General features: G+C 61.0%; 19 protein-coding genes. 14 read left to right on the forward strand and 5 right to left on the reverse strand.

What is annotated here, in order from left to right; all coding sequences use genetic code 11:
- The first annotated feature begins 92 nt into the window (after positions 1-92).
- From VGG22_01525 to VGG22_01550, 6 genes are read left to right on the forward strand one after another with little or no spacing between them, the layout of a single operon-like run.
- The gene (locus VGG22_01525) at positions 93-833 is read left to right on the forward strand and encodes an SDR family oxidoreductase (protein HEY1727041.1); all 741 of its coding nucleotides are present in this window, start codon (positions 93-95) and stop codon (positions 831-833) included.
- A complete protein-coding gene (locus VGG22_01530; protein ID HEY1727042.1) occupies positions 830-2,365 on the forward strand; it encodes a glycosyltransferase family 39 protein in 1,536 nt (511 codons plus the stop codon). Before VGG22_01525 ends, VGG22_01530 begins: the two co-directional genes overlap by 4 nt.
- The gene (locus VGG22_01535) at positions 2,326-4,920 is read left to right on the forward strand and encodes a M1 family aminopeptidase (GenBank protein ID HEY1727043.1); all 2,595 of its coding nucleotides are present in this window, start codon (positions 2,326-2,328) and stop codon (positions 4,918-4,920) included. Before VGG22_01530 ends, VGG22_01535 begins: the two co-directional genes overlap by 40 nt.
- The gene (gene dacB, locus VGG22_01540; GenBank protein ID HEY1727044.1) at positions 4,917-6,407 is read left to right on the forward strand and encodes a D-alanyl-D-alanine carboxypeptidase/D-alanyl-D-alanine-endopeptidase; all 1,491 of its coding nucleotides are present in this window, start codon (positions 4,917-4,919) and stop codon (positions 6,405-6,407) included. Before VGG22_01535 ends, dacB begins: the two co-directional genes overlap by 4 nt.
- Entirely contained in the window at positions 6,404-7,813 is a 1,410-nt protein-coding gene (locus VGG22_01545) for a metallopeptidase TldD-related protein (protein HEY1727045.1), read from the forward strand. The genes dacB and VGG22_01545 overlap by 4 nt, the downstream gene beginning before the upstream one ends.
- On the forward strand, positions 7,810-9,156 hold the full coding sequence (locus tag VGG22_01550; protein ID HEY1727046.1) for a TldD/PmbA family protein: 1,347 nt from the start codon (positions 7,810-7,812) through the stop codon (positions 9,154-9,156). The genes VGG22_01545 and VGG22_01550 overlap by 4 nt, the downstream gene beginning before the upstream one ends.
- 31 nt (positions 9,157-9,187) lie before the next feature.
- On the opposite strand, the gene VGG22_01555 is transcribed toward VGG22_01550, so the two are convergent.
- Together VGG22_01555 and VGG22_01560 are read right to left on the reverse strand one after the other, a co-directional pair.
- Positions 9,188-9,937, reverse strand: a complete 750-nt coding sequence (locus tag VGG22_01555; protein HEY1727047.1) for an N-acyl homoserine lactonase family protein — start codon at positions 9,935-9,937, stop codon at positions 9,188-9,190.
- Between the two features lie 116 nt (positions 9,938-10,053).
- Positions 10,054-10,437, reverse strand: a complete 384-nt coding sequence (locus tag VGG22_01560; GenBank protein HEY1727048.1) for a carboxymuconolactone decarboxylase family protein — start codon at positions 10,435-10,437, stop codon at positions 10,054-10,056.
- A 72-nt stretch (positions 10,438-10,509) separates the two neighbouring features.
- On the opposite strand from VGG22_01560, the gene VGG22_01565 reads away from it, so the two are divergent.
- From VGG22_01565 to VGG22_01595, 7 genes are read left to right on the forward strand one after another with little or no spacing between them, the layout of a single operon-like run.
- On the forward strand, positions 10,510-11,952 hold the full coding sequence (locus tag VGG22_01565; protein HEY1727049.1) for an NAD-dependent malic enzyme: 1,443 nt from the start codon (positions 10,510-10,512) through the stop codon (positions 11,950-11,952).
- 9 nt (positions 11,953-11,961) lie between these two features.
- Complete coding sequence (locus VGG22_01570; GenBank protein ID HEY1727050.1) at positions 11,962-12,651, forward strand: response regulator transcription factor; 690 nt, start codon at positions 11,962-11,964, stop codon at positions 12,649-12,651.
- A 34-nt stretch (positions 12,652-12,685) separates the two neighbouring features.
- Positions 12,686-15,073 (forward strand): alkaline phosphatase family protein, encoded by a 2,388-nt coding sequence (locus VGG22_01575; GenBank protein HEY1727051.1) that lies wholly within the window; start codon positions 12,686-12,688, stop codon positions 15,071-15,073.
- A gap of 7 nt (positions 15,074-15,080) precedes the next feature.
- Positions 15,081-15,923 (forward strand): hypothetical protein, encoded by an 843-nt coding sequence (locus VGG22_01580; GenBank protein ID HEY1727052.1) that lies wholly within the window; start codon positions 15,081-15,083, stop codon positions 15,921-15,923.
- A 9-nt stretch (positions 15,924-15,932) separates the two neighbouring features.
- Positions 15,933-16,673 (forward strand): ABC transporter ATP-binding protein, encoded by a 741-nt coding sequence (locus tag VGG22_01585; protein HEY1727053.1) that lies wholly within the window; start codon positions 15,933-15,935, stop codon positions 16,671-16,673.
- Positions 16,670-17,461, forward strand: coding sequence for an ABC transporter permease (locus VGG22_01590; GenBank protein ID HEY1727054.1), 792 nt, complete (start codon positions 16,670-16,672; stop codon positions 17,459-17,461). The genes VGG22_01585 and VGG22_01590 overlap by 4 nt, the downstream gene beginning before the upstream one ends.
- 43 nt (positions 17,462-17,504) lie before the next feature.
- The gene (locus VGG22_01595; protein HEY1727055.1) at positions 17,505-19,151 is read left to right on the forward strand and encodes a redoxin domain-containing protein; all 1,647 of its coding nucleotides are present in this window, start codon (positions 17,505-17,507) and stop codon (positions 19,149-19,151) included.
- Between the two features lies 1 nt (position 19,152).
- Here the strand turns inward: VGG22_01595 and VGG22_01600 are convergent, their stop codons facing one another.
- From VGG22_01600 to VGG22_01610, 3 genes are read right to left on the reverse strand one after another with little or no spacing between them, the layout of a single operon-like run.
- Positions 19,153-19,599: a cupin domain-containing protein gene (locus tag VGG22_01600; GenBank protein HEY1727056.1), complete on the reverse strand. Its 447-nt coding sequence runs from the start codon at positions 19,597-19,599 to the stop codon at positions 19,153-19,155.
- Positions 19,600-19,654: 55 nt separating this feature from the next.
- Entirely contained in the window at positions 19,655-20,617 is a 963-nt protein-coding gene (locus VGG22_01605; protein ID HEY1727057.1) for a 4-hydroxythreonine-4-phosphate dehydrogenase PdxA, read from the reverse strand.
- 5 nt (positions 20,618-20,622) lie between these two features.
- Complete coding sequence (locus tag VGG22_01610) at positions 20,623-21,450, reverse strand: MBL fold metallo-hydrolase (protein HEY1727058.1); 828 nt, start codon at positions 21,448-21,450, stop codon at positions 20,623-20,625.
- A gap of 169 nt (positions 21,451-21,619) precedes the next feature.
- On the opposite strand from VGG22_01610, the gene trxB reads away from it, so the two are divergent.
- On the forward strand, positions 21,620-22,564 hold the full coding sequence (trxB, locus tag VGG22_01615) for a thioredoxin-disulfide reductase (GenBank protein HEY1727059.1): 945 nt from the start codon (positions 21,620-21,622) through the stop codon (positions 22,562-22,564).
- The last annotated feature ends 109 nt before the right edge of the window (positions 22,565-22,673 follow it).

A 22,673-nucleotide genomic window follows, 5' to 3' on the forward strand; every position in this document is an offset into this window, starting at 1 on the left:
CAAGGACCGGACGGTTGTCCTGCCCTACCTTAGTACCGCTATGAATTTAGCGCGAGAAAATCGCGCGCATCCAGGGGCGGAGCGGCGTTAATTTGGGAAGGCTCGCGCTCGTTACCGGCGGTGCCGGCGGGCTAGGGAGAGGTATAACCTTTGGCCTCGCGCGTGCGGGTTTCCGGATTGCGTTCACGCATCGGCCCGGCGGGACGCCGCCGAACGAGACCCTCGAGCTCGTCCGCCGACATGACGCGGAGGCGCTGGCAATTCCGGCGGATGCAACGCGCGAAGCAGAAGCAGCGCGTGTTGTTCGCATCGCATCAGAGCGCGGTCCGGTAGAAGTGTTGGTGCACGTCGTCGGTCCGATGGTCGTCGGATCGTTTGCGCGCTCGTCTCCCGACGATTACCGTGCAATGGTCGACGGCAATTTTGGCAGTGCCGTGTGGATGGCGCGAGCGGTTCTCCCATCGATGCGCGAACGCAACTTTGGACGTCTGATCTTTTTTGGCACGAACGGTTCGTCGACGACGACGCCGTCGCCGGTCCTCTCACTCTATGCAGCATCAAAGTCTGCGGTTACGTCGTTCGCGCGCACGCTCGCGGCGGAAGAGGCGAAGCGCGGAATCACCGTCAACGTCGTCGAGCCGGGTGATATCCGGGAGAAGCACGCCGACCGGGAACAGGCGACGCGTCTCCCCGGAAAAAATCCGACTGGGCGTGCCGGATCCTGGGAGGACATCGCTGAGGCAGTCGTGTTTTTTGCTTCTGATGGAGCGAGCTTTGTTAACGGACAATCTCTCGCCGTGACCGGCGGTTTGCTCGAGGCATACGAAGGGTGATCGTCTTCGTGTGGATTGTCATCGCGGTCGTCACGCTGATGCGCGCGATAACGATCTTCAACGTTCCTCTCGTCGGCGATGAAGCATACTATTGGGAGTGGAGCCGCAGGCTCGCCTTCGGTTACGTCGACGATCCGCCGATGGTCGCGTGGACGATCGCAGCGTTTTCTTGGATCGGACAGAATGCGGGATTCGTACGGTTTGGCTTCGTGCTCTCCGGAGTCGTCGCAACACTGGCGGCAGCGGCGTGTGCAACCGAGATTACGCGGGATCGTCGCGCCGGCGCTGCGGCTGCGCTTGCGCTGACGCTCACGCCGTTCATGTCGCTGGCATTCGGTACCGCGCAGCCGGACGGCCCGAGTATCGCATTCTGGTGCGTTTCGCTCTGGCTTTCCGCCCGCGCATTCCGGCGCAACGAACGCTGGACGTGGATCGCACTCGGCGTTTCGATGGGGGCGCTCGTCCTTGCGCGCTTCTTCGGATGGGCGCTCGTCTTCGGTGTCGTGTGCTACGCGCTCGCGCCGCAACGCCGCTTCGCATGGCGAAGCGGTCTACTCGTTTCGCTCGCAATCGCCGGTATTCTTTACGCGCCGTTCGTCTGGTGGAATGCGACGCACGGATGGCCGACTTTCGAATTCACCTTTTTTGCGCGGCACGTGCCGGCGGCGTTTTCGATTCGGCGCGTCATCGAGATGTACGCCGTTCAAGCGGCAGCGTATTCGCCCGGGTTGTGGATCGGCGCGCTATTGTGTGCGATTCGACCGCGTGACGCACTCTTGGCCTGGACGGCAGTACCCCTGATCTTGCTTCTGACGGTCCTCGCGTTCTTCGAGCGTGTTGAGATCAACTGGGTCTCAAGCGCGTACGCGTCATTGTGCGTTGCAATCGGGATCGCGTTCGTCGGGCTCTCGCAGCGAGCGCGCGTGATTTGGGCGGCAGCTTCGACGGTCCCCGCGCTCGTCTTGCTGCCCGCGCTCTTCATTGCCGCTGAGATGCCGGCCGACGTCTATCACGTCATCGTGAGCACCGGCTCTGCCATGCGCAATACGGGACCGTGGGAAATCTACACGACCGCACAGCTTGCGCACAACGTCAAAATCATCGCGCGCGAACGCGACGCCGTCGTCATGACCGACGGTTACGGCCTTTCGTCCGTGCTTGATTTCGATGCCGGGATTCCGCCGGTTGTCATCGGCTACGACTGGCAGGGCGCGGAATCTCATAGCTGGATAACGCATATTCGCGGTCCACGCACCGCGCTATTCGTCGACAAGGAGTCGCTCGTGCCGTTGCCTGCCGTCCCCGGTGAACACCCGCTCGAACACGGCCGCCCCGATTTTCAAAAGCAGCTGCACAATGCGTGCGAGCGCGTTGAAGTCGGACCGATCTTGAAGTATGACGCGGGCATGGGCGTTCCGCCGCGGCCCTACTATCTGACGTGGTGCTACGGTTTGACGGATCAAGGACTTGCGCTCTTGCGAATGCCCGGCCCGTGGCCGTCCGCAATTCCGCCGCACGTCGCGCACATCTAATGGGTTACGCAGAAGACCGGCGCAGGTTCGCGCTGCCGGGATCAGAGCTGCAATACGGTCCCGATCGTCCGCTTCGCGTTCTGAACATCGACTTGCACCTCGAACCGGATCTCGACGCGCATTCGATCGATGGAACCTGCACGACACGCGTCGAGGCGGTCGATGAGGGCGTTGAACGGATCACGCTCGACGCGGTCGACATGGAGATCCAAGACGTGCGGTCCGGCAGTGGTGCGCTGGAATACGAGCGCCGAACCGGCTCTCTGACGATTCATTTCAAACGTCCGCTGCGCAGCGGCGAGCAGCTCGAGTTCGCCGTCACGTATCGCGTCGTCAAGCCGACGCGGGGCGCATACTTCACCGAGCCCGATCGTGCGAATCCGAAAAAGCCGCGGCAGCTTTGGACGCAGAGTCAAGACAGCGACGCGCGCGCGTGGTTCCCGTGCGTGGACTATCCCGACAACAAGCAGACCAGCACGACGACCGTCGTCGTAGGCAAGGGCCTATTTGCGCTGGCAAACGGCGCCCTCATCGACCGCCGCGACGATGCGAAAACCACGACGTTCGTGTATCGCCAAGAGATCCCGCACCCAACCTATCTTTTTACGCTTGTGGTCGGTGAGTTCACTGAGATCGCACAAACCGGCGCTAAGGTGCCGGTTCTCTATTATGTTGCCCCCGGCCGTGAAGCCGACGGCGAGCGCAGTTTCGGCGCGACGCCGCGCATGATTCAGGTATTCAACGAGTTCATCGGCGTCGACTACGCGTTCGCGCGCTATTCCCAGGTGGCGGTTGCCGATTTCATCTTCGGCGGTATGGAGAATACGACCGCCACGACGCAAACGGACCGGACGTTGCACGACGAGCGCGCGCATCTCGATTTCTCGAGTGAGCCACTGGTCTCGCACGAGCTTGCGCATCAGTGGTTCGGCGATCTGCTAACCACGCGCGATTGGGCGCATGCATGGCTCAACGAAGGTTTCGCTACCTATTTCGAGGCGGTCTGGTTCGAAGCATCACGCGGATGGGATGAGTACGCGTACCACGTCGTTTCCATGGTGCGAAACTATTTTGCGGAAGACGACGACCGCTACCGGCGTCCCGTGGTTTTTAATCGATTTGTGTATCCGATCGAGATCTTTGACCGGCACCTGTACGAAAAAGGCGGTGCCGTTCTGCACATGCTGCGTGGAACGCTCGGACACGAGCGCTTCCGGCGTGCGATTCGTCGTTATGTCGAGGACAATCGCGGCGGCAGCGTTGAGACGATCGATCTCGTGCGCGCAATCGAGCATGCCAGCGGCCGCAATCTGCGCGGCTTCTTCGAGCAGTGGATTAATCGTGGCGGTTACCCCGAGCTGGAAATCGGCTACAAGTACGACGCGGAGCGAAAGAGCGCGATCGTCGACATTCGGCAGAAGCAGAAGGTCGACGACGAGAATCCCGCCTTCCGCTTCGATTTGAACGTCGGCTTTCTCTCGGCAACGCGTGTCCCTTCGGCGATAAGGCGTGACTCCGGCGACAAAGAGGTCGAGGGCGAACATCGCGTGCGCCTCGAGGTTACGCGTGCACAGGAATCCTTTGCGATCCCCGTCTCCGAAGAACCCTCGCTGGTGCGCATCGATCCAGGCGCGTACATTCTCGCGAAAGCCGAATACAAGTTCGGGACCGACATGCTCGTGCGGATCTTGCAAACGGAAGCGGACATCGTTGCCCGTATTCGCGCGGCACAGGCTCTTGCCAAGGAAGGCAATCGAGATGCACGCGAAGCGCTTGCAGCGGCGCTCGAGAGCGAGCCGTTCTGGGGCGTAAGCCTATCGATCGCGCAAGCGCTCGCACAAACGCATGCGCCGTGGGCCAAAGAAGCGTTGGTGAAGGCGCGCAAGCACCCGCATCCCAAAGCGCGGCGCGGGATCGCTGCCGCGCTCGGGGCGTTCCCACGCGATCCAAACGTCGCGAGCGCACTCATCGAAATGCTCGATGATGCGTCGTATTTCGTCGCTGCTGCGGCGCTCGGTAGCTTGGGCAAAACACGCGACTCGCGCGCACGCGAAATATTGATGCGCCATCTGAGCGCGGCGTCGTGGGCCGACTCAATCGCCGCCGGCGCGGCACGCGGACTCGGCGAGCTGGGTGATGCTGCCGCAGTGCAGCCGCTCATCGCGGCGACGCGCGACGACCGCAGTGACGAGCTGCGGCGTGCTGCGCTCGGCGCGCTCGCCCGGTTGTATCATCTTCTTGACGAACGCAAGCCCTCGATCATCGAAGCCATCATCGAGGCGTTCGACGATGACGATCTCCTGGTTCGTCTCGCTGCAGTGGGTGCCGCGGAACGTCTCGGCGAGACCGCAACAGTCCCTGCATTGCGGCGCATTGCGAATCTCGACGGCGACGGACGTATCCGGCGTAATGCGCTCGAAGCGATCGAACGGATCGGTGAAGCGCAGCGAACGCCGCCCGAGCTTGCGAAGCTCCGCTCCGACGTCGAGGAGCTGCGCGAAACGGTGCAAGCACTACGCACGCGGCTTGATACGGAGCTGCCCATAAAGGCATGAACGTGCGAGCGCTTTCGGCTTCGCTCACACTGTTCTGGCTCGTTGGATGCGGATTCACCGCAGCCGGCTCGGATTCTCAACCCGTCGCCGTCGCGCACGCGGAGCCCGCACAACAAGTCGTGCGTACGAATTGGTCGCCAAGTGACCTTGCACGCGTGCATTCGATTCTGGAAAGCTCGCTCGTTTCGCAGTATTTCGCGCATGCCGGCGTGGCAGTCGCGGATGAATCGGGACGGCTGCTCTACGGGAGAAATGTCGACCACGGCTATGCCCCGGCATCGACACTGAAAGTGCTCGTTGCCGCGACGTCGCTCGCAACGCTCGGCGTCGACGCGCGGCTTGATACCAGTCTTGCGTCCCTGAATGACCCGGATACGGAAGGCCGCATCGATGATTTGTGGCTTGTCGGCGGCGGCGACCCGACGCTGGATCTCGTCGCGCTGCAGAGCGGCGTCGCGTCGCTTTACAAGAAGGGCGTGCGGCGCGTCGACGGTGACGTGATCGTCGATGCGACCTCGTTCACGGCGCCGGAGCAAAACATGGCTTGGGCACCGGACGATTTCGAATACGGATATGCTGCCGGGACAAGCGCGATCTCATTAAACTGGAACGTCATTGAGTTCAAGGTTTTGCCGACGCGCGTCGGAGAGCCGGCGCGGGTTACCGTATTCCCGGCGGACCCCTCGATCATCGTTCACGGTACGCCGATGACGGGCTACAACACAACCCTCACAATCGATCGCGTGAAGCAGGGGCGCAACGAGTTCAATATTCGCGGTTCGATCGCGTACGGATGGGAGCAATCCTATTTCAGGCCGGTTGACGGCATTCCGCTGTGGGCCGCGCAAGTCGTCGCGCAGATGCTGCACGATCAACACATTATGTTTGATGGCCGGGCGCGGCTTGGAACCGATCCGATTGCGGTGCAAACGCTCTGGGAGCACCGTTCGCCGCCGCTACACACGATGATAAAGCAAATGCTTTTCGAATCGGACAACCATATCGCCGAGACGCTGCTACGGGTGCTCGGAACGACCGGTGGTGATGGTTTGATGATAACGGGTGGATCGGAGGCCGCGGGCGCACGCACCGAGCGCGCCTTCTTGCACGCCAGAGACGTGCCGACGCCGGCTCTTCAAATCGTTGACGGGAGCGGGCTCGCAGAGCGCGACCGGATCGCGCCGATCACGATCGTGCGTTTGTTGCAGGTAGCCGACCATTTGCCGATCGCGCACGAGTACGTTAGCGCGTTTCCAAGAGCGGGTATCGAGGGAACGGTGCGACATCACGATTTGGGACCTGCGCTTGGCCGAGTGCATGCAAAAAGCGGCCATATCGATGGCGTGAATTCGCTCGTGGGCTACGTCGATACGCGTCACCATGGACGCTTGGCCTTTGCGTTCCTGGTGAACGCACCGTATGCGGACGATGCCACTTCGATTCAGGTCGGAATCGATCGGGCTCTTGACGAACTCGTTTCCCTATGAACTACGATCTGGATCCGTCGCTGCTGCAGAAAACGATCTCTGCAGCTCTTGAGCGGGGCGGAATCTACGCAGACGTGTTCGTCGAGCATCGCGTCAGCCAGTCGATTCGGCTTCAGGATTCGAAGATGCATGAAGCCAGCGTCGGAGTAACGTCGGGCGCGGGCGTACGTGTCGTAGAAGACGACCGGCAAGGCTACGCGTATACTGACGATCTTTCCGAGAAGGCGCTCTTGGATGCCGCGCGGGTTGCCTCGTTGATTGCCCGCAACGGCGCGCGCGCCGACGCGGCAGACTTGCGTGCGGTGGCGGTCAAGCCGCGCTACTCGGTTGACGCGCAAGCTCAAGCGACGGGTCTGGGCGATCTGAACACATACGTTGCGTTCCTCGAGCGTATCGACGTTACCGGCCGCGCATACGACAAGCGCATCGAGACCGTCAACGGAGCGATGATCGGCGAAGTACAGCATGTGCAGATCGCGACGAGCGACGGAAGGCTGGTCAACGATACGCGGCCGCTGATCGTGCTGAGCGCGCAAATCGTGGCGCGTGACCAAGTCCGCGGATTCGCGTCGTACGCCGACGGCGGACGCACCTCGCTTGCATTCTATGAGAAGAAGACGCCTGAAGCGATTGCGACCGAAGCGGCGCGCATCGCCGTGATCAATGCGGAAGCGCGCGAAGCGCCCGCGGGCGAGATGCCCGTCGTCGTCGGCGCCGGAAGTGGCGGCGTGCTGCTGCATGAAGCGGTTGGTCACGGACTCGAAGGCGACTTCAATCGCGAGGGCACGTCGCTCTACAGCGGACGTGTCGGCGAGCGTGTCGCAAGTGAGCTCGTGACGATCTTCGACGATGGCGACATCGAGGGCGAGCGTGGCTCGATTTCCGTCGACGACGAAGGGACGCCCGGTCAACATAAGGTGCTGATCGAACGCGGCGTTTTGCGCGGCTACATGCTCGACGGTATGAACGGGCGGTTGATGGGCACCGCTTCGACGGGCAGCGGCCGGCGTCAGAACTTTCGGTTTCTTCCGATTCCGCGCATGTGCAACACGTATATGCCGCCCGGCGACTCGACGCTGGATGAGATCATTCGCAGCGTCGATCGTGGAGTTTATGCGAAATCGTTTGCCGGCGGTCAAGTCGATATCAGCCGCGGCGATTTCGTGTTCATGATTTCGGAAGGCTATCTGATCGAACATGGTAAGATCACGGCGCCGATTCGAGGTGCAAGCTTGGTCGGTAACGGTCCGGCGATCATGGAGAAAGTCGTCGCGGTTGGTTCCGATGCGCGGCTCGCGAACGGACAATATACGTGCGGTAAAAACGGACAAATGGTCCCGGTCGGCGTGGGCATGCCGACGGTGAAGATTTCGAGCCTAACCGTCGGCGGTTCCGCGCTCCAATGAGCGACGCTGCGCTCGATATTGCCGAACGCGGATTGCGTTCGGCGCTCGCGGCCGGTGCGCGCGAAGCCGAAGCAACATGCACGATCGCACGGCGATTCTCGGTGCGCGCACGCGATACCGAAATCGACAAGCTCGAGCAATCGACGGGTCGCGGGCTCTCCTTGCGCGTTTTCGTCGGCGAACCGGGCAAGTTGCGGCGCGCGACGCTGTCGACGACCGACCTATCCGGCGACGGAATCGAAATCATTGCAAAACGCGTCGTCGATGCCGCGCATCATGTCGGGCAGGATCCGTTCGCGGGGCTTCCGGAGGCACGGGGCTCGCTCGACGCCGGCGATCTCGAGATCGACGCTCGTGACGTTGAATCACGTCCCAACGACGAGAAGATCGCGGACGCTTTAACACTCGAAAGTGAGGCGCGCGCCTTCGATGCGCGCATCGACAATTCGAACGGATCGTACGTCTCCGACGCGCAGGTGACGCTCGGCTTCGCGAACTCGAGCGGATCGCGTGCGTCGTATCGTTCGACGAGTGCGTCGATGATGGCTAACCCGGTCGGCCGCGACGGCGAGGCAAAGCGCACCGCCTACTATTCGACCGCGGCACGCTCCTGGAGCGGATGCGAACGCCCGGTAAAAGTCGCGCGGCGTGCAAGCTCACGCATCTTGGCGATGTTCGGTGCGAGGCCCATCGCGTCGCAGAAGCTGCCCGTCATCTTCGAGCGCGACGTTGCATCCGCCGTTCTCGGCGACATCTTTGCCGCGGTGAGCGCCGCGAACGTCGCGATCGACAATTCATATCTTGCCGACAAGGTCGGAGAAAAGGTCGGCAGCAATTTGGTGACGATCGTCGACGACGGCCGCTTGGCGCGCGGCATGGGGACGTCGCCGTTTGACGGCGAGGGCGTTCCGACGCGCCGCACCGTCGTCTTCCAGAATGGCGTGCTCAAGACGCATCTTTTCGACACCTATTACGCGCGCAAGCTCGGAGCGCAAACCACCGGAAACGCGGCCGGCGGCGGCATCGGCCCCAACAATTTCTATCTCGAAGCGGGCGAGCTGAGCCTTGAAGATCTGATCGGACAAACAAAGCGCGGTCTGCTCGTGCTCTCCATCATCGGCTTCGCAACGGAGTGTGCAACGGGAACCTATAGCCGCGGCGTCAGCGGCGTGCTCATCGAGAACGGCGAATTGTGTCAGGCCGTCGACGGCGTCACGATCGCGTCGAATTTTCTCACCGGCATTTTGCCGGGGATCGATGCGCTCGCGAGCGATCTACGTTTCGATTCCGCAATCGCCGCGCCGTCCTTCCGCGTCGCCGAAATGACCGTCTCAGGGGAGTAGCCGCTACGCTCGGGATGACATGGGGATGCGTTTACGACGAAACCTTATAGATTCGGTCTTCGACTTGTTCGAGATTCGAAAGCATCTTTGGATCGTGGCCGGGGAACCAGCGGCCACCGGAGGCAAGCGTCTCGATCGTCGTAAACCCACGCTGATAGTTGTCGTAGTTGTGGATGATCGAGGTCGGGGTGCGCGTTTCGAGATTGGCATAGAAATGCGACGCGTCGCACGCCAGGACCAGCGGGTTCGATCCCGTGTCAATGACCGTAATCTGATGCCCAGGCGTGTGGCCGCCGACGTGCAGCACCTTGATCGACGGTGAGAAGTTGAAATCGCCGCTCTTGGCTTTGATCTTTCCTTCGGAACGCAGCCGCCCGATTTGATCGATTGCCGTCGGATCGGCGGATTTGAATGCCGGATGCGTGACGCCGCGCCCCGTGAAATACTCGATGTCATCGCTCTGCACGTAGAAAGTCGCATTCGGGTAACGCTCGGGAACGCAGAAGTGATCGTAATGGAGATGCGAGATTACGATCGACTTCACGTCTTTGGCGTCAACGCCAACGCGCGGAAGAAGCTCGCTCGGCGAGAGATAATCGAACACGCCTTTCTCGCCGGCCATCCGTTCCGAAAATCCGGTGTCGATCATGACCGTTTCGTTTTTGTCCTTGATCACCCAAAACGGGTAGACGAGTTCGATCTCCTCGGTGCGGTTCGCCAAATTGAACATGTAGTAGTACGGCCGCTTCGACCGCCCTACGATGCACGCAAAGATATCCATCTAAAGGCGCTCCGCCCCGGGCTGCGCGCCCCCCAACTTGAAAGTTGGGGCCCCCAAATGCGCTCGGCCCATCACCATTTGAAATGGTGTCGCGATTTTTTCGACGGCCTCGCAATTCACGCTTTTTGTTTTTCTCGCTCTGCGTAGACGGCCCGCGCGATGCGGAATGCCTCCGCCGAGACCGGGACGCCGCCGTAAACGCCGGTCTGCAAGAAAATCTCTTTCATCTCTTCCTTGGTTACGCCGTTATTAATTGCGCCGCGCACGTGAACTTCGAGCTCGTGCCAGCGCCCGAGCACGGTCAGCATCGCGAGATTGAGCATGCTGCGCGTTTTGTGTTCCAAACCGGGACGTACCCAGACGTTTCCCCAGCAATACTCTTCGGTGAAATCGATGAATGCTTCGGCGAGCGAGTCTCCGGCTGCGCGCTTGAGCATCCCATCGACGTATTCTGCGCCAAGAACCTCACGACGGATACGGGCACCCTCTTTGCGATCCATTATGTTGCCTCCATAGCTGAGCGGGCTTCGAGCGAGGAGGGTCCTGGACGTGCGCCAATAGACCCTTCCGTTATGACTGCCGGTCCCATCGGGTTCACCTTGATAATCCGCGTGGAAGCACCGAACCATCCCGGGGCGTTCGGACTGCTTGCTTCGGCAATCGGAGATGCCGGTGGCGTGGTCGGCGCCGTCGACGTGCGTTCCGTTTCAAAAGGGACGACTGTACGTGACATCACCGTGACGGTTGGCTCTGAGCAAATTGCGTCTCTCGTGCGCGCCGCGCTCGAGCGGATCGACGGTGCGCGGGTCGTTAGCGCGTCGGATAGCACGTTTCTCGCCCACCTCGGCGGCAAGATATCGGTAGAATCCAAGCTGCCCGTGAAAACGCGCGCGGATCTTTCGACCGTCTACACGCCGGGCGTCGCGCGTGTCTCGATGGCAATCGCTGCCGATCCGAGCAAAGCGTTTCAGTTGACGATCAAACGCAACACCGTAGCCGTCGTCACGGACGGTACGGCCGTACTCGGTCTTGGCGATATCGGTCCGCTAGGAGCTGCACCCGTAATGGAAGGCAAGTGCATGCTCTTCAAACGGTTTGCGCAGATCGATGCGTGGCCGGTGTGTCTTGACACCAAAGACGTCGACGAGATCGTCGAGACGGTCGTGCGCATCGCTCCGATATTCGGCGGCATAAATCTCGAAGATATTTCGGCGCCGCGTTGCTTTGAAGTCGAACGGCGATTGATCGAAGCACTCGACATTCCTGTGATGCATGACGATCAGCATGGTACGGCTGTCGTTGCGCTCGCAGCCTTGATCAACGCAGTTGCCGTCGTGGGTAAAGATCTCGCCGACATGCGGATCGTCGTTGCAGGCGGCACGGGCTCAGCCGGAACTGCGACGATCAAGTTGCTACAGCTGGCCGGCGTCGGCGACATCATCGCGGTCGGACGCGAGGGAGTCATCAACCGCAAAGAGCGTTACGAGCCCACACACATAACGTGGCTCGCGCAAAATACGAACCGCGAGAATGTCGGCGGTACGCTCAATACCGTTCTGCGTGGCGCCGATGCGTTCATCGGTGTTTCGGGCCCGGGCGTACTCGAGGCTGACGATCTCAAAAACATGGCTCGCGATCCGATCGTCTTCGCGCTCGCGAACCCAACACCCGAGATCATGCCCGAGGTCGCAGCACCCTACGTCACCGTTATGGCGACGGGACGTTCCGATTACCCCAATCAGGTCAACAACGTTCTGTCATTTCCCGGCATCTTCCGCGGCGCGCTCGACTGTAGGGCACGGCGCATAACCGACAACATGAAATTGGCAGCGGCAAAGGCGATTGCTGCAATCGTTGGAGAGGAACGAAGTGTCGAGTACATTATTCCGAGCGTCTTCGATCAACGCGTCATGGAGGCCGTCGCCAAGGCCGTCTCGCACGCCGCGGTCGAAGACGGCATTGCTCGTCGGGCCATGGCAGTCGCCGAAGAGGACCACGCTGCCGCTCTCGTTTAGAAATACGCCATGAGCAAGACACGAGTTATGATCGTCGAGGACGACCCTGATGTGGCCTCGTACGAGCGCACCGTTTGCGAACGCGCCGATTTCACCGTGCAGATCGCGCCCAACGGGGCTCAGGCGCTCGAGCTTGCGGCGCAGTGGTCTCCGGACGTCGTCTTGCTCGACGTGAACCTGCCCGACATTTCGGGTCTGGACGTGCTCACGTCGCTATCGAACACCAGCGACGCCTTCATTCTAATGGTGAGCGCGGCGTCGGGCGAGGATGACATTCTCAAGGGCCTCGGCCTCGGCGCGGACGATTACATAACGAAGCCCTTCTCGCCGGGCCAGCTCGTAGCGCGTATTCAGTCCTTCTTGCGGCGCCGCGACCGTCACGCGCAGCGCGAACAAGAAGGACGCATGACGGTCGGCAATGTGACGCTCGTTCGCGATCTTCACGTTTTGCAGAACGGCGAGCGCAACGTTCCACTGACGGCTCTCGAGTTTCGTTTGCTTTGGTATCTCGGCGAAGGCGAAGGCCGTTTGCTGACGCGTGCGCAGATTCTCGAGCACGTCTGGAACGACGTCTCCGGCGTTCCGACGCGCGTCGTCGACGTGCACGTTGCCGCGTTGCGTAAGAAGCTGGCCGAGGTGAGTGCAAATCTCGCGATCGCGAGCGTTCGCGGCATCGGATACCGGCTGGACAAACCCTAGGAGTCCCAAACTGATCCGCCGCTTTCTTGCGCTTGTGAGCGCGTTCATCGCCGCGCTCTCATTCGTCTCCATCGGTTTCGCACAGCCAGGCCCCGTCGTCTACGAATCTCCCGCCAAGAACTTGCCGGCCGGACGTATCGGCATCACGCCGTTTTGGGCCGTTTTGCCGTCGGGACGTTTGGTCAAACCGCAAGGCCGCAGCGTCGTTGCGGGGAGCAGCGCGCTTGCAGTCGCGCTCTCGCCGGATTCACGTTATGCGTTCGTGGCGGGATCGACCTTGGCAGCGATCGACGTCGATTCGATGACGGTGGTCGCGCAATATGGGGCGCCGGCCGCGCATCCATACACGAGCGTCGTGGCCGTGCGCGACCCGCTCGATGCAACGCGCACGCTCGTCGTCGCCTCCTCGGGCGGAGCCGATGCACTCTATTTTTATCGTTTCGACGGCACGAATTTGACGCCGGATCGGATCGCGAACATCGGACTTCCGGGTTTCCCGGAGGGACTCGTAGCAACGCCCGACGGCGCCACCGCGTACGCGCTGCAAAGCGCCGGGAATAGCGTGACCGCGATCGACTTACGCCGCCGCCGTTCGCGCTCGACGCGCCTGGTGGGGTTTGCGCCCATCGGCGCTGCGCTCTTGTTGCGCAGCGGATTACCCGGTCAGCTGCTGGTTTGCAATGAAGGCTTGATGCGCTACGCGCAACTTGCGACCCCCGCGCTCATACCGATGTTCGGAACGCCGCCGCCGAACATGGATGCCGCATCCTCGGTCGATGTCGTTGGACTCGACGCGAGTGCTAACGTTTCCGCACAGAACACGGGCGATGGTCCGCTACACCTCGATCGTCCGCCGGACGGCGTTCGCATCATCGGTGGGGCTCACCCAAGCGCGATCGCGATCTCGCCGGATGGAGCGTACGCGTTCGTTACGATGGCGAACGTCGATCGAGTCGCCGTCGTTTCGCTGACTGGTATTCCACACGTCGTTACAGGGACCGAACTGCGTTTGTTCCCGAAGGGTCCGTACGGTACTCAGCCGACCGCGCTTGCGGTCTCGCACGATGGGCGGCGATTGTACGTTGCGCTCTCGGGTCTCGACGCGATCGCAGTACTCGATTCATCGAACCCGCTGCGGATGCGGCGTCTGGGATTGATCCCCACCGGAGACTATCCGTCGGCGCTTGCGTTATCCGATGACGACCACTCGCTCTACGCCGTCAACAGCAAGGGTTACGGTCCGGAAGGGAACGATGTTCCCTCGACGTTGCAACGCATCGACTTGCAGCAGCAGAACCTCGTGCGCGACACGTACACGGCACTCGGTTCGACGCGTATCTCATACACCGCGCCGCGGAATCCGGTCGTCTCGCCGCTTGGAAGCGGACAGGGAAGCGCGCGGATCAAGCACGTGGTTCTGGTGCTCGAGGAGGACAAGACATTCGACTCGATGCTTGGCGACCTTGTCGATGCGGCGGGACGTCCGCACGGTAACGGCGATCCGGCCTTGACCACATTCGGCGCGAACGTGACGCCGAATCTTCACCTTTTGGCGCGAACGTTCGGACTGGCCGATAATTTTTATGCCGATTCGCGCACAATGGTTCTCGGTCATGAATACGCGCTCGGCGGCGTCGCGAGCGATTACGCGCAGAGGCGCAGCCTCGAAGGCGCGCTGCCGCGCGAAGATCCCGAAGATTACCCGCGCTTCGGCTACATTTTCAACATGCTCGGACTGCACCGGATTTCGTACCGCGATTATGGTGATCACTTGCTGTTGCGCGGCTACGACATCGACACGAGTCCCGTCGATCCGCTGGACCGCTTTGCGCCCACAACGGGCTTGGGCGGCACCTATACGCTCGACGTTCCCGCGCTCGCCGCGCTGCGCGGCCACGTTGACGAGCGGTATCCCGGCTGGAATCTGCGCATTCGCGACGAGCGGCGCGCGCGCGAATTCGTGCGCGATTTCGACGCGCTCGTACTATCGCATCATGCGCCGCGCTTTTCGGTGGTATGGCTACCCGACGATCGCGGGGGTACGGGGGCCGACGTTCCGCCGCTCCATGAAGAAGTCGCCGATGGCGATCGTGCGCTCGGCGTGATCGTTTCGCACATCACGCGTTCTCTGCTCTGGAAAGACACCGCGATCTTCGTGATGCCCGCGGATGCCGCCACCCAGCGCGATCATGTGAACGCTCAGCGTTCCTACGCGCTGGTCATTTCGCCGTATGCGAAGCGAGGATACGTCGGGCATCGCCATCTCTCGACGGTCAGCGTGCTCAAGACGGAAGAAGAGCTGCTTGGCTTGCCGCCGCTCTCGCTGGGGGATCTCCTCGCCGGCGATATGTCCGACTTTTTCTCCGACCGCCCGAACTTCACGCCGTACACGGCAAGACCGGTCGAGAGCCAGACCGAATGAGCCGACCGTGACGGAAAAGGACACTATCGCCGCACCATTCGTTCGCGCGCCAAACGCGACGCTCCGTGAAGCGATCTTGGTCGCGCCCGGCGCGGCACTCGATCAGGTCACGCCTCTCTACGGCGAGCCGAGCACTCTTATCGAACGCGCAAAGGAGCAGCACAGCGTGTTGGCGCGGACGCTCCACGACTGCGGCGTCCGAATTCATCCGCTCGAAACGGATGATGATACCGGCCATGCAGCCTTCGTCGCTGATTGTGCGCTGCTGGTTTCCACGGGAGCGATCATTTTGCGGCCGCATCGCGTCGAGCGCCGGCGCGAAGTGAACGCGGTTGAGGCGAAGCTGCGCGATCATGGCATTCCGATCCTCGGAAAGATCGAGGCGCCCGGCTTGCTCGACGGCGGCGACATCGTCGTCAACGGCAATACGGCATACATCGGCATCCCAAACAAGAAGTCGCGCAGCAATACGCTGGGGCGCAGTCAGCTCTCGCAGCTATTGGTCACTGTCGGCATGCAGACGCAGGAGCTGTCGATGGACGCTTCGATTCCGCGCCTGAACGACGTGTTTTCGTCCGCGGCCGATGACTTGATCGTCGCTGCTACCGATTTCGTCGACACTTCGGCGCTACGCGCACGAGCTCAGATCCTCGCGATTCCGCTCGGAGAGGAGTTCGGCGCGTCGCTGCTGCCGCTTGGTTCGCGCCGCGTCCTCACCAATCTGCGGTTCCGCTTCGCGGTGCCAATGTTGCGTAAAGCGAAACTGGACGTCGTTGCAATCGACTTATGGGAGTTTGGGAAGCTAGGCGGTGGACCACCGTCGCTGGTGCTTCCTCTCAAACGAACCTAGAGGTCCTTTGTGCCCAATGCGATCGAAATTGACGGTCTCGTCAAACGATATGGTGATTTCACTGCCGTAGACGGCGTTTCGCTGGCCGTCGAAGAGGGCGATTTTTTCGGTTTCCTTGGCCCGAACGGTGCCGGGAAAACCACAACGATCAACGCAGTCGTCGGTCTCGCTACCTTTCAAGCCGGTTCGATTCGCATTTTTGGTCACGACATCACGCGCGAATGGCGTGAAGCGCGTCCGCTCATCGGCGTTGCCCCGCAGGAATTCAATTTCGACCGCTATCTCTCGATTCGCGACGTCCTTCTGTATCAAGCCGGATATTACGGCTTGCAAGGTGTGACGATAGAGCGTCGCGCCGACGCGCTGCTGGAACGTTTTGGTTTGAGCGACAAAGCCAATCAGGTTTTTACACGCCTTTCCGGCGGACAGAAGCGGCGTCTGACGCTTGCGCGAGCGATGATCCACGAACCGCGTCTCATCATTCTCGACGAGCCGACGGCCGGCGTTGACGTTGAGCTGCGTCTCGAACTGTGGGACTTGGTTCGCGATTTGAATCGCGCCGGAACGACGATCTTCTTGACAACCCACTATCTCGAAGAAGCCGAAGCGCTTTGCAAGAACATCGCCATCATCGAGGGCGGGCACATCATCGCGCGCGAATCGACGGCGAAGCTCATCGGTGACCGTTCGCTGCAAGACGTGTTCCTCGGTTTAATCAGTCAAGAGCGCGCCGGAGCGCAAGTTCCGTGACGATCGCCCCAGGCTCGTTCACCATAAAGAACTACGTCGGCCTCTGGACGCTCATCAAGCGCGAGATGAAGCGCATGTGGGTAGTGATCAATCAGGTCGTCTGGCCACCCGTGATCACGACCATCTTGTACGTGTTCGTATTCGGACTTGCGCTCGGAAGCCGCATCGGGACGACGCAGGGAGTTCCGTACGGTACGTTCTTGATTCCGGGATTGATCATGCTGCAAGTGATCAATGAATCGTACGGCGAGGCGTCGAGCAGCGTTTTTCAGGGACGCTTCCTGAACCACGTGCAAGAGATGTTGATCTCGCCCATGTCGGCGCTCGAGATCGTAGTCGGATTCGTCGTAGCCGGAATCGTGCGAGCCTTTATTATCGCCGGTCTCATCACGGCCCTAGGCGTGCTGCTCGTACACGTCGGTCCACACAATTGGGGACTCTATCTATTGGTCGTCAGCCTCGTCGCCGTGCTGTTCTCGTCGATCGGGGTCATCTTCGGCCTGATGGCGGAGAAGTTCGATCACATTGCGATTTTTACGACGTTCGTCATCACGCCGCTCGTCTTCGTCGGTGGTGTGTTCACGTCGAGCCACTTCTTGCCGCCGCTCGTCCAGAAGCTCTCGCTGTTCAATCCGATGTTCTACATGATCGACGCGTTCCGTTACTCGTTCACAGGACGCAGCGACGTGGAGCTAGGATTATCGCTCCTGGTTGTTTTCGTGCTCGCCATCGGGGCGTTCGGGGGCGCGCTGACGATGACCGCGGTTGGATACAAACTCCGTTTGTGAACCCTTGGGGGCCGCCATGCGTTCTAAACTAGACATGAAGATAATGCGACTTTTTGCCGCTCTCGTTTTTGGTCTCGCAGCAGCGCTGCCTGCGGTTGCAGCCGAGCCTACAGCGCCTGCGCCGGGATTGGTTGTGGGAGATCCGGCTCCGGCATTCGATCTTCCGACGATCGACGGTAAGCGCGTCACGCTCGATGGCCTGCGCGGAAAGACCGTTGTCATCAACGTCTGGGCGACGTGGTGCCCGCCGTGCCAAGAGGAGACCGCCAACCTCATCAAGGCGTACAACCAGACCGCCGGCAACGACGTCGTCTTCATGGGCGTCGACTCGACCGAGACCGCGCCGCTCGTGAAAGCGTTTGCGGCGGCTAAAGACATCAAGTTTCTCGAGACCGTCGACGCGGACCAGACATTCGCCAACGCCTACCACATCAAGTATTTCCCGACGACGTATGTGATCGGACCGGATGGCGTTCTGCGCATGGTTTACATCGATCTCGTGACTCCGAAGCTCATCGCGCAGTTCGTTGCCGACGCACAGGCGGGCCGCAATTCGCAGCTCGCGTCGCCGATTCAAGACAAGATCGACGCTCTGCTCGCGCCTTCCAAGTATTCGTTCAAGGGCGATGCGGCACACGTCACCGCAACCGTAGACCGCTTTCAAAAAGCCGTCGCACAAGTCAGCGAGATGATCGACAACTCGGATCCCGTGGCCGGCAATCCCATCGATGTGCCGCGGACCGAAGCCGAAGAGAATGCTCTGCGCAGCGAAGCGATTGCAGCGATGACGCCGATTGCGACGGCGCGCGCACAGAAGATCGCTCTCGATTTGCTCCAGGGCGATGCGAACGAGTATGAGGGCAAGCACGAAGAGGCACTTAGCGCATACACCGCGGCCCACATGCTCGACCCGAAGAACGAAGATGCCCTCAGCGGGATGTCGACCGCAGCCAGCCGGCTGAAGAGACACGACATTGTGCTTCGTGCCGACGAGCAGCTCGTGGCTCTCGAGCCGAAGAGCGTCTCGGCCTACGTCGATCTTGGCGTGCAATCCGGATCTGCGAAGCGCTTCGACGAAGGCCGCCGCGCATTCGATCGCGCCATCGCACTCGCAAGCGCGAAGGCTGATGCCCCGCGTGCAAAAACGACGGACATTCGTATGCTCGCGTGGGCGCATCTCTACTACGGCCGCATGGAAGCCAAAGCCGGAAATATTCCGGCGGCGCGGCAGCAGTTCGCCGAAGCGACGCAAACGACGCTGAGGCTTCCGAAGACTAACTCGCGTTACTCAATCTATCTCGAGCAAGCGCAGGAAGAGACCGTAGCGCTCGACATCCGTAGTGCATCGCGCACCTCAACCGCGCTCTCATTCGCGCCGTGGACCGGTCCGCAGTTGCCCGGCAGTTCGCCGGACACCGCGAAGTACCGGCTCGTCGTTACCGGAAAGCCCGGAGGGAGCATCCACTTACACGCGGTCGATCTTCCGAAAGGTTGGATCGCCTCATTCTGCACCGATCGCATCTGCGCTCCGCTGCAAGTCGCGACGACGTTGCCGGATTCAGGCGTGAAGGTGATCGAGTTTCAGGTCGTCCCGCCGGACGAAAAGTCGCTGAGTCACGTACCCAGCGTCCGAGTAGTCGTCACCGACGGAAAGTCGACCGCATCGGCTCGGACGCTGGCGTTCCGCTAGTTTAGAAGAATGCCGCGGCAGGTGTAGCGAGCGGCTTCGATTTGTCGACCACGTAGACCGAAAGGATCTTGAGCGGATTCCTCGCGCTCGTGTTGACCGCGCCGTGCGGGATGCCGGCCGGATTCAGGAACGAGTCCCCCGTCTTCACGTGCCTCTTCGGTTGGCCTTGGACGTAGAGATCCGCCTCGCCGTCGATTACGTAGCCCAGCTCGACGCCCGGATGCGTGTGCGATGCGGCCGTAGCACCCGGTGCGATCACGACGTACGCCTGGATCGTTGAATATTCGTCGCCGGGAAAACTCGCGGTTTGCAGGACCGTTCTCGTGATCGGGCTTGCTGCAGCAGCCGGTGCCGGAGTTGCCGGCGGCATCCCATACTGTGCGAATGCTGCGGTCGCAGCCATACTGAACGCTAGAATTGCAACGGAAAAGACCGTTTTCTTGAGCATGCTTATCCCCTCAAGCGAGTAGTCTGCCGACTATTGTCGGACGAGCAGACGATCCCTACCGGATCGCGCTCTGCGCTCGCGCCATGCTACAGCAGATTTTTAAGGCTTCTCTGAGGCCGTCGGGGAGAGCGATGCCCTTACCCGCGATGTCGTATGCCGTTCCATGTCCGACCGTTGTTATCGGAACGGGCAAGCCCGCGAGGACGGTCACGCCGCTGCCGAACTTGAGGAGCTTCATCGCGATCTGGCCCTGATCGTGATACATGGTGACGACCGCATCGTAATCGCCACGCATCGCGGCGACGAAAACCGTGTCGGCGGGAAACGGTCCGCCGGCGTTTATGCCGTCGTTCTTGGCGCGCTCGACAGCGGGCGCGATCTCCCGAGTCTCTTCGTCGCCGTACGTTCCGCCGTCGCCGGCGTGCGGATTCAATCCGGCAACCGCCAAACGCGGTGCGGCGATCCCGGCTGCGCGCAACGCGTCGTTTACGAGAAGGATCGCATCGTAGACGCGTTTCTTTGTGATCAAATCGCCGACGTCGCGCAACGGTACATGTGAGGTAACGCGGGAGGTCCACAAATTTCCGAGCACATTGAGCTCGCCGCAGTTTCCTGTAAACCCAAGTCGTTCAACGATAAAATCGAGCTCGTCGCCTTCGGGTAATCCACCGAGCCGCATCGCGTTCTTGTTGAGCGGCGCGAACACGATCCCATCGATCTCGCTGCGTTGCGCGCTTGCCAGCATCGTTGCGAGCTGCTCGAGAGTCTCCGCCCCCGCAGGCGCACTTACTTTCCCGGTGCCGAACGGCTCGGCCTTACCTGACGTCATATCGACCGCTCGAACCGGTCCCGCGTACTCGGCGCCGGTCACGCGCTTTCCGAATTCGATTACTTGCGAATCGCCGAAAACGGTGATTTCAGCTTGCTCGAAAATCTCGGATTCGGCGAGCAACCGAGCGACGAGCTCCGCCCCGATGCCGTTGCGATCGCCGACACCGATGCCGATCTTCGGTTTCACCGCAGCTAGAAGCCGTTAAAGAACGGGTTGTGCTGTTTCTCGAGACCGATCGTGCTCGGCGGTCCGTGTCCCGGCATAACCACGGTCTCTTCATCGAGCTTGAACAGTTTGGTCGATACGCTTCGTAGGATGTCTTGGTAGCCGGTGTTCTCCCCGAACGCCCCGCCGACGCTTCCTGCGAAGAGCGTGTCGCCCGTGAACACGGTTGATTTGAACAGATAGCACGACGATCCGTCCGTGTGTCCGGGCGTGTGCAGCATGCGGATCGCGGCGGCGTCGCCGAACGGGAGCTGCTCGCCGTCTTGGACCGGGATCGCTTTGCTCGCAAGCGCGCCGATCGCGTGCACGTCGGACTTATGCATCACGATATTCGCATCCGGGAATTGCTTCGCAATGTCCGCGGTTGCATCGCAGTGATCGAGATGCTTGTGAGTTATTAAAATGTAACGAAGGACGTACGGACCCTCTGCGATCGCGCGCCGCAAATTATTTGGATCGCCGGCGGGATCGACGAGCGCTGCCGTCTTACCGTCTTCGAGGAAGAAGATGTAGCCGTTCGACGGATGCGGATTTTGCGGATGATGGCGCACGTCTTCGGGCGACGCGACGTGCGGCTCCCAGCGTTGTGCCGCGCTGTCGGCGAGTTTGCCGGGATCGAGCCGCAGGACGCGCGCGATCTCGCGCGCTTCGGCGTCGGTCGGCGCGCCCTCACCGCCGATCCACGCTTTGAGCTCGCTTTGAGCAAGCCCGGTGCGTGAAGCGAGCGTCGCTACGTCGATTCCGAGGCCCCGGCTTGCCTTGCGAACGATGTCGGAAAATTCGTCTTCGAGCATCAAAAAATGTCTGTGAAACCCAATCAACCTTCCTGCCTATCAAACAAAATGTTGTTGCGAGGCCAGCGAGAAAATGGTGACATGATGACAGTGGTGATGGGCCGAGCGCGCTCGGGGGCCCCACGCGTTAGCGTGGGGGGCGCGCAGCCCGGGGCGAAGCGCCTTTAAGATGGAGAAGTTGATCATCATCGGCTCCGGCCCCGCCGGCTTGACTGCCGCGATTTACGCGGCGCGTGCGAACTTACAGCCGCTCGTTTTCGCAGGCGCTCTCTACGGCGGCCAGCTGATGCTCACGACCGAGGTCGAGAATTTCCCCGGCTTTCCGGAAGGCATCATGGGCCCGGAGCTCATGGAAAACTTCCGCATGCAAGCCGAGCGTTTCGGCGCACGGCTGGAGTTTGTCGACGTCACTGCCGTCGATCTCGGTTCGCGTCCGTTTACGGTGCTGACGTCGGAAGGCGAGTTTCGCTCGCAGTCGGTTATTGTCGCGACCGGTGCGAGTGCGCGTTGGCTCGGTATTCCGGGCGAAGAACGCTTACGCGGACGCGGCGTTTCGACGTGCGCGACCTGCGACGGTGCATTTTTCAAGGAGAAGAGAATCGTCGTCGCGGGCGGCGGCGATTCCGCGATGGAAGAAGCGTTGTTTCTGACGCGTTTCGGCTCGCAGGTTACCGTCATACACCGGCGCGACACGCTGCGTGCCAGTAAGATCATGGCCGAGCGCGCTCACAACCACGCGAAGATCGACTTCATCTGGAATACGGTGATTGAGGAAGTCCACGGCGATCCGGTGATGACGGGCCTAGGCTTGCGCAACCTCATTACCGAGAAAAGCTATGATTTTGAAGCCGACGCAATGTTCATCGCGATCGGACACGATCCGAACACGTCGATCTTTAGGGGACAGCTGGAGCTTGATCGTGCGGGTTACATCGTTTCGCCGGACGGCGTTCACACGAACGTCGAAGGCGTGTTCGTTGGCGGCGACGTTTTCGACATCAGGTACAAGCAAGCGATCACCGCCGCTGGAATGGGATGCAAAGCGTCGATGGAGGCCGAGCGTTTTCTGGAAATGCTCGAGTCGTCCGAAGCGGAGCAGAGCCTCTCAGCGTAACGCAGATCACAGGGGCCGACCTGCCCCTCGGCGTGGCGGCGCGCGGCGTGGGGTACGAGCGTGCGGATGCGAAAACGCGGCCGCGATATCACCTGGGACGTTGAAGCGA

It is taken from the genome of Candidatus Baltobacteraceae bacterium, from assembly GCA_036489885.1.
GTDB lineage: Bacteria > Vulcanimicrobiota > Vulcanimicrobiia > Vulcanimicrobiales > Vulcanimicrobiaceae > JAFAMS01.